Genomic DNA, 11,271 nt, shown 5'->3' with positions numbered 1-11,271 from the left:
TGGTTGGCGCGTCAACGCGGTGAGCCTCCGTAGCCGACCGATTTCGCGCCGTTCCGAGGACGGACACCCCCCGGCGCGACCCCGACCCACCCACCCGAGACAACGCGCTACGCGCACCCCCACCGCACCCGCGCAGGCCGCCGCAGGCGCGCGTGGGGCCGCGCGTCACTCCGGTCCGAACCTCGCCCACAGGCGGGGCAGGCGCTCGGCGAGGACGCGGTCGTTCTCCAGGTCGATCGGTGCGCCCAGCGGTTCGGGGGGCGCGGGCGCGATGCCCAGGTCCGGGGCAACGGTGCCGGTGAGCTGCTCGTAGGCCTCGTCGGCCGCGTAGCCCAGCTCCTCGCCGTCGCCGTCCAGCTCCTCGTCGAAGTCGTCCAGCAGCTCGGCGAGCGAGTCGGGCTCGTGCACCGCGCCCTCGTACACCTCGCGGCCCTGGCCGATCAGCCAGCACCGGAAGAAGTCGAAGGCGTCGTCGCTCGCGCCGCCGAGCAGCACCCACGCGGCACCCCACAGGTCCCAGGTGCAGGCGCGGTTGTAGCGGGCCTCGAAGTGGCGGGCGAAATCGAGCACCAGGTCGGGGTCCATGCCGAGCAGCCGCTCCACGAGCAGGTCGGCCTGGTCCTCGGAATCGCCGTCGGCGCGCTGCCGGGCGGCGTCGATCAGCTCCCAGAACTCCGTCTCGTCCATCACGGGTCCAGCATCGGCCCTGGGCGGGGGCGGCGCACGCGGAGTGCGGCGGATCGTTATGTGCGGGCACCGCACGCCCGGGCGGTCAGGCCCGGCCCTGGAGGCGGGCCGCCGTGTCCCGGATGTCCGCGAGGCGGGCGGCGAGGGCCGCCCCCGGGCAGCTGGTCTGGTAGCCGTCGTCGTGCCCCGCCACGGCGGGCAGCATGGCGGTGGCGCCCGCGGCGTAACGGCTGAGGCCGTTGCTGGAGACCAGGGCGATCTTCGCCCGCGGGTCGGTACCGGTCTCGCCGAGCTTCCAGGCGGCCACGGCGGCGATCGCCTCGGTCAGCTCGTCGGGCACGGGCACCCCGGCGGTGTAGGTGCCGAGGGCGGCGATCCCGGTGGTGCGGTGGTTGAAGCCCTGGGTGTGGGCGCCCGTGACGGCCCGGTCGATGCCCCCGGCGCGGCCCTCGTAGACGGTGCCGCAGCGGTCGACGACGAAGTTGTAGCCGATGTCGTCCCAGTCCCGGGCACCGGTCTGGCCCTGGTACACCCCGCGGAGGATGGCCGGCACGTCGGCGCAGTCGTAGCCGTTGGGCGTGTCCGTGTGGTGGACGAAGACGGCGACCACCTTGTCGTCGTAGCGGGGGGCGGGCTGGGCGCGGGCGGCGTCGCCCAGCCAGACCGACCGGGGCACGATGTCGGGCCGGGGCGCGGCGTACCGGTCGGTGGCGGCGGCCGGAACGGCCTCGGCGTCGGCGTCGGCCGCCCGTTCCACCCCGTTCGCGCACAGGAAGAGCGCGGCGACGGCGGCCAGCCCGGGCAGGGCGCCGAGCAGCGCCCGTGCCGCGGTCGGCATGCGCACGGCGCCGGGTATGCGGGCGCCCCGTCGCTCCCGGGCCCGGCGCGGTCCTCGGAAGACTCGCATGGTCCCACTGTCCGGCGGATCCGCTCTGTCCGCGATGTGTGCTGTGCCACCCGGTGGAACCATCGTCCCGGTGCACGGCGTTTCACCCTTGACCGGCCCGCACACACTCGCTCGCACCGGTGGCCGTCTCCGGACAGTCGTGCGCACCAGGCTGATCATCGGCCCGGTACGGCACGTACTGAGGGTCCCGGGGCCGGGGCAGAAAGGCGGTTCGCGTGGACCTGCTCGACATCGTGCTGGCGCTGGTGGTGCTGGCCTACGCCGTCTCCGGCTACCGGCGCGGCCTGGTGGCCGGCTGTGTGTCGCTGGCGGGCTTCGTGGGCGGTGCGGCGCTCGGCGTGTGGGTCCTGCCGTGGGTGATGGACCTGGTGGAGCGGGGCTCGACGGCGGCGACGGTGGTCGCGGTGGTCACGGTGCTGCTGCCGGCGATGGCGGGCCACGAACTGGCGGGACGCCTCGCGCTGCGGCTGCGCGGAGAAATGACCGCGGGCCCGCTCCGGGTGGCCGACGGGGTCGGCGGCGCGGTCGCGAACTCGGCGGCGGCGCTGATCGTGGCGTGGGTGGCGGCGAGCGTGCTCGCGGCCTCCTCGTCCTCGCTGCTCACCTCGGCGATCCGGGACTCGACGCTGCTGGGCGCGGTGCAGCGGGTGATGCCGGACACCACCCCGGCGTGGTTCTCCCGGGCGACGTCCGCGCTGGCGGACGCCGGGTTCCCGCAGGTCTTCAACCCGTTCGAGAACGAGTCGGCCGCCGAGGTCGCCGAACCCTCCGGCGACAGCGTCACGCCCGCGGCCACCCGCGCGGCCCGGCTCAGCACGGTGAAGGTGGAGGGCGTCAGCGGCACCCAGGGCCGGGAGGGCAGCGGCTTCGTGTACGCGCCGGAGCACGTGATGACCAACGCCCACGTGGTGGCCGGCATCGACGACCCGAGTGTGCGGGTGGGCGGCGTGGGCCCGGCGTACGAGGCGCGGGTGGTGCTGTTCGACCCGGACAAGGACGTGGCGGTGCTGTACGTCCCGGACCTGAGCGCGCCGGTGCTGCGGTTCGACGAGGACGCCGCGCGGGGCGACGCCGCGGTGGTGGCGGGCTATCCGCAGAACGGCGACCTGGATCTGCGGGCGGCGACGGTGGCCAACCGGGTCCGCGCCACCGGCCAGAACATCTACAACGACGAGAACGTGACCCGGGAGATCTACTCGATCCGTTCCACGGTCCGCCCAGGCAACTCGGGCGGACCGCTGCTGACCACCGACGGCCGGGTGTACGGGGTGGTGTTCGCCCGTTCCACCTCCGACGCGGAGACCGGCTACGTGCTGACGGCGGCCGAGGTGGCCCCCGAGGCGCGCGACGCGGCGGACGCCACGCGGGCGGTGGACACGGGCGAGCCGGTCACGACGTGAGCGCGGTCACGGCGTGAGTGCGGTCAGCATCTGTCCCATCAGCACGTCGTCGACGTACCGGCCGTCGAGGTGGAACTCCTCGGGCTGTACGCCCTCCACGACGAAGCCCTCCGACTCGTAGAGGCCCCGGGCGGCCGTGTTGTGGCCGAGGACCCGCAGGGTGATCCGGCGGAAGCCCTCGTCCCGGGCCTCCTCGACGGCGGCCCGGACCAGTGCCCGCCCCACGCCGTGGCCGCGGGCCGCACCGGCGACGGCGAGGCCGCGGATCTGGCGGACGTGGGTGTTGGAGGCCAGCGGGGTGGGAAACCCGAGGCGGACGTAGCCGACGACGGCGCCGTCGAGTTCGGCGACCAGGTGGGCGTCGGGGCCGCAGGTGTCCCGGAAGAAGGGGTCGTCCGGTCCCGGCGGGGGCGAGACGGCGTGCAGGTAGGACCAGGTCTCGAGGTCGATCCGGTGCAGCGGGTGCTCGTCCTCGGACCTGGCGCGGCGTATGTGCGGGGCTGGCATGGCGATCACTGTACGACGCGGTGCCGGGGACCGTTCCGGGGATTTTCCGGGGCCACCCGGCAGGATGGGCCCCTGGAGGGACGGGCACGTGGGCGGCGGGCACGTGGCCGCCGGACACATGGACGACGGACACACGGACGGCAGGCACATGGGCGGCAGGCACATGGACGACGGACACACGGACGGCGGACGGAACGACGGACACATGGACGGCGGACACATGGACGGCGGACACATGGACGACGGGCACATGAACAACGGACGCCCGCCCAGGGACCGTTCCCGCATCGCGGTGGCCGGAGCGTCCGGTCTGATCGGCGGCGCCCTGGCGCGGTCCCTGACCGCGGACGGGCACCGGGTGGTGCGCCTGGTGCGGCGCGCGCCCGAGGGCGCGGACGAGGTCCGCTGGGACCCCGAGAACGGGCGGGTGGACGCCGCCGGGCTGGAGGGCTGCGACGCGGTGGTCAACCTGGCCGGGGCCGGGGTGGGCGACCGCCGCTGGAGCGACGCGTACAAGACCCGCATCCGCAGCAGCCGGGTGCACGGCACGACGGCGCTCGCGGAGGCCGTCGCCGCGCTGGAGCGCCCGCCGCGGGTCTTCGTGAACGGCAGCGCGATGGGCTACTACGGGGAGACCGGCGACCGTCCCGTGGACGAGAGCGCCCCGCCGGGCGAGGGCTTCCTGCCGGGCCTGTGCGTGGAGTGGGAGGCCGCGGCGGCCCCCGCCCGGAAGGCGGGCGTGCGGACGGTGTTCACGCGCACCGGCCTGGTCGTCGCGCGCCGGGGCGGTGCCTGGGGACGGCTCTTCCCGCTCTTCCGGGCGGGGCTCGGCGGGCGGATGGGCGACGGGTCGCAGTACTGGTCCTTCGTCGCGCTGCACGACGAGGTGGCGGCGATCCGGCACCTCATGGACCGGGACGACCTCTCCGGCCCCTTCAACCTGACCGCCCCTCAGCCGGTGACGAACCGTGAGGTGACGGTGGCCATGGGCCGGGTGCTGCACCGCCCGGCGCCGTTCGCCGTGCCCGCGCCGGTCCTGCGCACCGCGCTCGGCGAGATGGCGGGCGACGTCCTCGGCAGCGCCCGGGTCCTCCCGGCCCGCCTCCTGGAGTCGGGCTTCCGCTTCGCGTTCCCGGAGATCGACGGGGCGATCCGGGCAGCGCTGTGATCCACGCGCGGCCCCGCGCAGCCCCGTACGGCCCCGCCCGGCCCGCGCCACCGCACTCCGACCACTCGATGCCCATCTCGCACCCGCATGCGACCGCCGTGCGACCGTGTGCTGCCCCCGGGCGATTCCCGTTGACCGTTTCGCGCCCTAACCTCGTCTCGAACTCGGGTATTCCTCAAGCCTGTTGGGGGCATGACGTCTCCAGCGGCCGCGCAACCTCTAGGAGGGGCACGTGCTTGAGCCCGCGTACCAGGCGGACGTCGTCGTCGTGGGGGCCGGGATCGCCGGACTCGCCGCGGCGCAACGGCTGACCGGCGCAGGAGTGACGACCACGGTCCTGGAGGCCGCCCATACGGTGGGCGGCCGGATGGCCACCGAGAAGGTCGACGGTTTCCGGCTCGACAGAATCGGACAGCTGCTGTCCACGGCGTATCCCGAACTGCACCGCACCCCCGGGCTCGACGGCCTCGCGCTGCTGCCCTTCGCCCCCGGGGTCCTGCTGCACAGCGAGGGCCGCCACCATCACGCGGGCGCCCCGGCGGGCGTACGGAGCGCACGGGGCGCACTCCATGCGGTGCGCGCCCTCGCGAGCGCCCCCCGCTCGATGCCCGCGCCCCGGCGCACGGTGACCGCGCCCGGCGTGTCCGGCAGGCCCGCCGCCGCGCCCCGCACCCGCGCCGGCGCCCCGCTCGGCACCGCCGTGGACCAGGCCCGGCTCGGTGCCGCGCTGGCCCGGCTCGCGCACACGCCGGCCGAACGGCTGCTGGCCCGGCCGGAGCTGCCCGCCGCCCGGGCGCTGGCGGCCCGCGGGCTGCCGGCCCGCACGATCGACGGCTTCCTGCGCCCCCTGCTCGCCGCCCTGCTGTACGACCCGGACCTCACGACGTCCAGCCGGTGCGCGGACCTCGCGCTGCGCGCCTTCGCCGGTGGACGGCTCGCGCTGCCCGAGGGCGGCGCCGAGGCCCTGCCGGAGCACATGGCGCGGTCGCTGCCGCCCGGCACCGTGCACACCGGAGTCCGCGTCACCTCGGTCGCGACCAACGCGGTGACCACCGCGGAGCACGGCGTCATCCGCTGCCGGGCCGTGCTCGTGGCGACCGACGCCCGCGCGGCGGCCGGGCTGCTGCCGGGCTTGCGGGTGCCGGACTTCCACCCGGTGACGGTGGTCCACCACACCACCGACGAACCGCCGGCGACCGGCGCGTCCCTGCTGCTCGACGCCGACCGCGGCGGCCCGGTCGCCCACACGGCGCAGGTCAGTCAGGTGGACCCGTCCCGCGCTCCGGCCGGCCGCACCCTGGTCTCGTCGACGGTCCTCGGCCCTCCCCCGCCCGACCTCGACACCGCCGTACGCATCCACCTGTCCCGCCTCTACGGCACCCCGACCACCCGCTGGGAGACCCTCGCCGTGCACCACACGCCCGAGGCGGTGCCCGCGATGCGCCCGCCGCACGATCCACGCAGGCCGGTACGGCTGCTGGCCGGGCTGTACGTGTGCGGCGACCACCGCGACACCAGCACCGCCCAGGGCGCCCTGCACTCGGGCCACCGGGCCTCGGCGGCGATCCTGAGGGACCTCGGCGCGGGCGGTCCGATGCACTCGGCGGAGCCGACCCCGACGGCCCACGCGGCCTAGGTCCGGTCCGGGCCGACGCTACCTCTACCGCTACCGCTACCCCAGGGCGGCCACCTTGTCCCGGTACCCCCGGACCGGGGCGGCGTCCCGGTACGGCTCCAGGCGGCGCTCGAAGTCGCGGACGTACTCCGCGGCGCGCACCGAGCGCATCTCGGCCGCCTGCCCCGCCGCCTCGGCGGCCAGCTGGCAGGCCTGGTCGAGCTCGCCGAGGCCGAGCCGGGCGGTGGCGAGGACGACCCGGCAGAAGAGCCGGCTGCGGGCGTAGACGGGGGCGCGCAGCTGCAGCGAGCGTTCCGCGTGCTGGGCGGCGGCGCGGAACTGCTGCAGGTCGCGGTGGCAGTGCCCGAACTCGTCGGCGAGCTGCGCCTCGTCGAAGAAGCGCGCCCAGTGCGGCACCTCGTCGCCGGGCCGGGCGGCCTCCAGCGCCCGCTCGGCCCGCACCAGGGCCGCGGTGCAGGCCCGCACCTCGCCGAGCAGGCCGTGCGCCCGCGCCTCGGCGGCGTGCAGCAGGGTCTGCACGACCGGCGGCGCGGAGGTCCCCACGCCCTGCTGAGCCACCCGCGCGAGCTGCACGGCCTCGCGCCCGTGGCCCAGGTAGACGGCCTGCCGGCTCATGGTGACCAGCACGTACGAGCCGTAGGCCCGGTCCCCGGCCGCCTGCGACAGCCGCAGCGCCTGCACGAAGTACCGCTGGGCGAGGCCGTGCGCGGCGATGTCGTACGAGGTCCAGCCGGCGAGCCGGGTCAGGTCGGCGGCGGCGGCGAAGAGGCGGCGGCCGGTCTGCTCGCCGTAGGTGCCGCGCAGCATCGGCTCCAGTTCGTGCTCCAGGTAGCGCACGAGGGCCTGGCGGGCGTGTCCGCCGCCGTAGCGGTCGTCGAGGCTGCGGAACAGCTCGCCGACCGAGCGCAGGGCGGCGAGGTCGCCCCCGCTGACCTTCTGGCCGGGTCCGCGCTCGGCCGGGGCCCGGCGCCTGGACGGGTCGGGCGGGACGGCGAGCCGCGGGGTCGCCGGGCGGCCCTGCGCGGGGATGCGGACGGGCACCTCGACGCGGGCCACCTTCTCGTCGGGGCGGCCGATCAGCCAGTCGCGGCTGGGCACGACGAGCCCGGCCGGGGTGAAGGCGATCTTCCGCAGCTCGGCGTGGCTGCCGGAGTCCTTGCGCCACAGCCCGCCGACGATGTCGACCGCCTCCTGCGGGCTCCCGGCGAACTCCAGACCCGCGTAGACGGGCGCGCAGGCGTCCAGGCCGAGGTCCTGGGCGGTCAGGCGGCGGCCCAGGCGCCGAGTGAAGACCTCGGCGATCAGGGCCGGGGTGGTGCCGCGGGGCTGCTGACCGCGCAGCCACCGGGTGACGGACGTCTTGTCATATCTCAGGTCCAGGCCGTGTTCGAGTCCGAGCTGGTCGACGCGACGCGCGAGACCCGCGTTCGAGAACCCCGCTTCGGCGATGAGCGCGGCGAGCTGGCGGTTGGGGGTGCGCTGCGCGGGTCGTTCCGTCATAGTGCGGTGCGGTCTCCTGCCTTCCGGGCGTTCGATTGCCCGGAGCGCCTGTGAGCAGCCCTTATGGCCTCGTGAACGGCGTGAATGTAGCGGAGAGTAAGCACCCGATCGCACAATTCGCCCTGCATTCATCCGATCGTGTGAGAATTGCCCGCCCGGCTGACGACGCGCGGGCGGTCGTACAGTGGCGTGGGCACGCTTCGTGCCTTACGACCTTGCAGGGAGGCACGTGCCGTGAGTGAGCTGCGCTTCGTCCGGATGGGGTTCGGTGCCGATCGCGTCGACTACCAGGAGGCGTGGGACGAACAGCGCCGGGTGCACGCCGCGCGGTTCGTCGACGAGGTCCCCGACACCGTGCTGCTCCTCGAACACCCGCCGGTCTACACCGCCGGCCGGCGCACCGAGGACAGCGAGCGTCCGCTGGACGGCACCCCGGTGATCGACGTGGACCGCGGCGGCAAGATCACCTGGCACGGCCCGGGCCAGCTGGTGGGCTACCCCATCCAGAAGCTGCCGCGCCCGGTCGACGTGGTGGCCCACGTCCGCCGCCTGGAGGAGGCCCTGATCCGCACCTGCGCGGAGTTCGGCCTGGAGACCTCCCGGGTGGAGGGCCGCAGCGGCGTCTGGGTCCTCGGTGACCCGGTGGGGCAGCGCCCGGCCCTCGGCGGACTCTCCCTGGACTTCGACCCCCGGCTGGCCGACGACGAGTTCGACCCGCGGCTCAACGGCCCCGAGTACGCCCCGTCCAACGCGGGCCAGCGCCGCGAGGACCGCAAGATCGCCGCCATCGGCATCCGGGTCGCCAAGGGCGTCACGATGCACGGCTTCTCGTTCAACGTGAACCCCGACAACAAGTGGTTCGACAAGATCATCCCCTGCGGCATCCGCGACGCGGGCGTCGCGTCCCTGGCGAACGAACTCGGCCGCGACGTGACCATCGAGGAGGTCCTCCCGGTGGCCGAACGACACCTCCGGGACGTCCTGGAGAACGCGGAACTCAAGCCGAGGGTGATCGAGAAAGCCCCGGCGGCATAAATTCAGCCCGTCCGGCGTTTGAGGACGAGGCCGTTCAGGCCGAAGCGGGGGCCTGGGGGCGGCAGCCCCCAGCAAGGCCAGCACCAACGCCGACCAACAATTCAACGGGCGTACCCTGAAGAACGCCGAAGAATCAAACGCTAGGGAGCCGGTCGTGTCCGCAGTCGCACCCGACGGACGCAAGATGCTGCGCCTGGAGGTCCGCAACAGCCAGACCCCCATCGAGCGCAAGCCCGAGTGGATCAAGACGCGGGCGAAAATGGGCCCCGAGTACACCAAGATGCAGAACCTCGTGAAGGGCGAGGGCCTGCACACGGTCTGCCAGGAAGCCGGCTGTCCCAACATCTACGAGTGCTGGGAGGACCGCGAGGCGACCTTCCTCATCGGCGGCGACCAGTGCACCCGGCGCTGCGACTTCTGCCAGATCGACACCGGCAAGCCCGAGGCACTCGACCGCGACGAGCCGCGCCGCGTCGGCGAATCCGTGGTCACCATGGACCTGAACTACGCCACCATCACCGGCGTCGCCCGCGACGACCTCCCCGACGGCGGCGCGTGGCTGTACGCGGAGACGGTGCGCCAGATCCACCAGCAGACCGCCGGCCGCGAGGCCGGCCGCACCAAGGTCGAGCTGCTGGCGCCCGACTTCAACGCCGTTCCGGAGCTGCTCCGGGAGGTCTTCGAGTCCCGCCCCGAGGTCTTCGCGCACAACGTCGAGACCGTCCCGCGGATCTTCAAGCGCATCCGCCCGGGCTTCCGCTACGAGCGGTCCCTGAAGGTCATCACCGACGCCCGCGACTTCGGCCTGATCACCAAGTCGAACCTGATCCTCGGCATGGGCGAGACCCGCGAGGAGATCAGCGAGGCGCTGAAGCAGCTGCACGAGGCCGGCTGCGAGCTGATCACCATCACGCAGTACCTGCGTCCGTCCGTGCGCCACCACCCGGTGGAGCGCTGGGTCAAGCCGCAGGAGTTCGTGGAGCTGAAGGAGGAGGCCGAGCAGATCGGCTTCTCCGGCGTGATGTCGGGCCCGCTGGTCCGCTCGTCGTACCGGGCCGGGCGGCTCTACGGAATGGCCATGGAGCAGCGCCGGTCCGCCACCGTGTGAATTCCCGCACAAGTCACTACTGGCCAGTAATGGCCGATTCGTCGCGGCCCCGACCGTCCTCGCTGATGAGGGCACCGGTCGGGGCCGCGAGCCCGTTCCGGCGCCCGGCGACGCGGCTTCATGTGCGTTTGACCGGCGGGTCACGCCCTGGTAACACCAATCAGTGACCCTGGAATCACAGCACGTACACCAGCATGTACACCACCACGTACACCCGTCTCCGTACCCGGAGCCGTACCGAGGGGGGACCTCCACGATGCAGGCCGCGCCCGTTCGCCCCGCCGCCGTCCGCGCCACCGCCATCCCGTCGTTCACCACCGCCCTGCGGGCCGTCGAGTCGCTGCTGATGAGCGGCGGCCAGCGCACCGCCCGGCGCAACGCCTGGAACTCCGTCCTGGAGGACCGCCGCCGCGCCAAGGACCGGATCGAGACCGAGCGCGCGCTGCGGCAGTCCGTCGCCGGCCGCCCCTGACCGCGTCCCGCTCCACCCCCCGACGGGCACGGCCGGGCACTGCCGTCGTCGGCGCTTTCGGGGGCACGTAGACTTCGTGCCATGGCGAGGAAGGAACCTGCAGCGGACGCTGCGAATCCCGGGCGACTGAAGCAGATCGCTCAGACCTACAAGATGACCCGCAAGGCCGACAAGAAGATCGGTCTTGTGCTCGCGGGTGTCGGCATCGTCGTCTTCGGTGTCCTCCTCGCGATCGGTTTCTTGATCGGTCACCCCATCTATCTCGGCATCCTGGGCGTGCTGCTCGCCTTCCTCGCGACGGCGATCGTCTTCGGGCGCCGGGCCGAGCGGGCGGCCTTCGGCCAGATGGAGGGACAGCCGGGCGCCGCGGCGGCCGTGCTGGACAACATCGGCCGGGGCTGGACGACGACCCCCGCGGTGGCGATGAACCGCAACCAGGACGTGGTGCACCGCGCGGTCGGCAAGGCCGGCATCGTGCTGGTCGCGGAGGGCAACCCGAACCGGGTGAAGTCCCTGCTCGCGGCCGAGAAGAAGAAGATGAACCGCATCGTCGCCGACGTCCCCGTGCACGACCTGCTGGTGGGCACCGGCGAGGGGCAGGTCCAGCTGAAGAAGCTGCGCACGACCATGCTCAAGCTCCCCCGCGTCCTGAGCGGCCCGCAGGTCACCGTGACCAACGACCGGCTGCGCGCCCTGGGCGACCTGATGAGCAACATGCCGCTGCCCAAGGGCCCGATGCCGAAGGGCATGCGGATGCCGAGGGGCGGCAACCCCAAGCAGCGCTGACCAGCGCCGACCCGTAGGACTCGAAACGCCGGTACGGCGATGGGGGCGGCCCGATCACTCGGGCC

At 73.8% G+C, this 11,271-nt stretch carries 11 protein-coding genes; 7 read left to right on the top strand and 4 right to left on the bottom strand.

Translation table 11 applies throughout. The features are described 5' to 3' along the window. Positions 1–165 precede the first annotated feature (165 nt). Together ACFV9J_RS40375 and ACFV9J_RS40370 are read right to left on the bottom strand one after the other, a co-directional pair. The gene (locus tag ACFV9J_RS40375) at positions 166–687 is read right to left on the bottom strand and encodes a DUF4240 domain-containing protein (protein WP_385363204.1); all 522 of its coding nucleotides are present in this window, start codon (positions 685–687) and stop codon (positions 166–168) included. Positions 688–772: 85 nt separating this feature from the next. Continuing rightward, complete coding sequence (locus tag ACFV9J_RS40370; protein WP_385363202.1) at positions 773–1,699, bottom strand: peptidoglycan recognition protein; 927 nt, start codon at positions 1,697–1,699, stop codon at positions 773–775. A 110-nt stretch (positions 1,700–1,809) separates the two neighbouring features. Between ACFV9J_RS40370 and ACFV9J_RS40365 the strand changes: the two genes are divergently transcribed. After that, positions 1,810–2,994 (top strand): MarP family serine protease, encoded by a 1,185-nt coding sequence (locus ACFV9J_RS40365; RefSeq protein ID WP_385363200.1) that lies wholly within the window; start codon positions 1,810–1,812, stop codon positions 2,992–2,994. A 6-nt stretch (positions 2,995–3,000) separates the two neighbouring features. Here the strand turns inward: ACFV9J_RS40365 and ACFV9J_RS40360 are convergent, their stop codons facing one another. Continuing rightward, positions 3,001–3,501, bottom strand: a complete 501-nt coding sequence (locus ACFV9J_RS40360) for a GNAT family N-acetyltransferase (protein WP_385363198.1) — start codon at positions 3,499–3,501, stop codon at positions 3,001–3,003. An 88-nt stretch (positions 3,502–3,589) separates the two neighbouring features. Between ACFV9J_RS40360 and ACFV9J_RS40355 the strand changes: the two genes are divergently transcribed. Both ACFV9J_RS40355 and ACFV9J_RS40350 read left to right on the top strand, forming a co-directional pair. Continuing rightward, entirely contained in the window at positions 3,590–4,669 is a 1,080-nt protein-coding gene (locus ACFV9J_RS40355) for a TIGR01777 family oxidoreductase (RefSeq protein WP_385363196.1), read from the top strand. A 232-nt stretch (positions 4,670–4,901) separates the two neighbouring features. Then, positions 4,902–6,305: an NAD(P)/FAD-dependent oxidoreductase gene (locus ACFV9J_RS40350; RefSeq protein WP_385363194.1), complete on the top strand. Its 1,404-nt coding sequence runs from the start codon at positions 4,902–4,904 to the stop codon at positions 6,303–6,305. Between the two features lie 36 nt (positions 6,306–6,341). On the opposite strand, the gene ACFV9J_RS40345 is transcribed toward ACFV9J_RS40350, so the two are convergent. Then, positions 6,342–7,805, bottom strand: a complete 1,464-nt coding sequence (locus ACFV9J_RS40345) for a regulator (RefSeq protein ID WP_385363193.1) — start codon at positions 7,803–7,805, stop codon at positions 6,342–6,344. Between the two features lie 234 nt (positions 7,806–8,039). Here ACFV9J_RS40345 and lipB point away from each other — a divergent pair, with 234 nt between their 5' ends. The 4 genes from lipB (at position 8,040) to ACFV9J_RS40325 (ending at position 11,206) form a co-directional block, all read left to right on the top strand. Beyond that, on the top strand, positions 8,040–8,840 hold the full coding sequence (gene lipB, locus ACFV9J_RS40340) for a lipoyl(octanoyl) transferase LipB (protein WP_385363192.1): 801 nt from the start codon (positions 8,040–8,042) through the stop codon (positions 8,838–8,840). 154 nt (positions 8,841–8,994) lie between these two features. Then, complete coding sequence (lipA, locus tag ACFV9J_RS40335) at positions 8,995–9,948, top strand: lipoyl synthase (RefSeq protein WP_356865993.1); 954 nt, start codon at positions 8,995–8,997, stop codon at positions 9,946–9,948. Positions 9,949–10,204: 256 nt separating this feature from the next. Continuing rightward, positions 10,205–10,420, top strand: a complete 216-nt coding sequence (locus ACFV9J_RS40330; protein WP_352150216.1) for a hypothetical protein — start codon at positions 10,205–10,207, stop codon at positions 10,418–10,420. Between the two features lie 81 nt (positions 10,421–10,501). Further along, complete coding sequence (locus ACFV9J_RS40325) at positions 10,502–11,206, top strand: DUF4191 domain-containing protein (protein WP_385363189.1); 705 nt, start codon at positions 10,502–10,504, stop codon at positions 11,204–11,206. Positions 11,207–11,271 lie beyond the last annotated feature (65 nt).

Source organism: Streptomyces sp. NPDC059906, assembly GCF_042730645.1.
Taxonomy (GTDB): Bacteria; Actinomycetota; Actinomycetes; order Streptomycetales; family Streptomycetaceae; genus Streptomyces; species Streptomyces rubrogriseus.
This window is presented reverse-complemented; position numbering and strand designations above follow the sequence as displayed.

What these genes read in the sequence shown, in the direction of transcription:
- ACFV9J_RS40375 (WP_385363204.1), bottom strand. Translation starts at nt 687, where the DNA reads ATGGACGAGACGGAGTTCTGGGAGCTGATCGACGCCGCCCGGCAGCGC.
- ACFV9J_RS40330 (WP_352150216.1), top strand. Translation starts at nt 10,205, where the DNA reads ATGCAGGCCGCGCCCGTTCGCCCCGCCGCCGTCCGCGCCACCGCCATC.
- ACFV9J_RS40360 (WP_385363198.1), bottom strand. Translation starts at nt 3,501, where the DNA reads ATGCCAGCCCCGCACATACGCCGCGCCAGGTCCGAGGACGAGCACCCG.
- ACFV9J_RS40325 (WP_385363189.1), top strand. Translation starts at nt 10,502, where the DNA reads ATGGCGAGGAAGGAACCTGCAGCGGACGCTGCGAATCCCGGGCGACTG.
- ACFV9J_RS40345 (WP_385363193.1), bottom strand. Translation starts at nt 7,805, where the DNA reads ATGACGGAACGACCCGCGCAGCGCACCCCCAACCGCCAGCTCGCCGCG.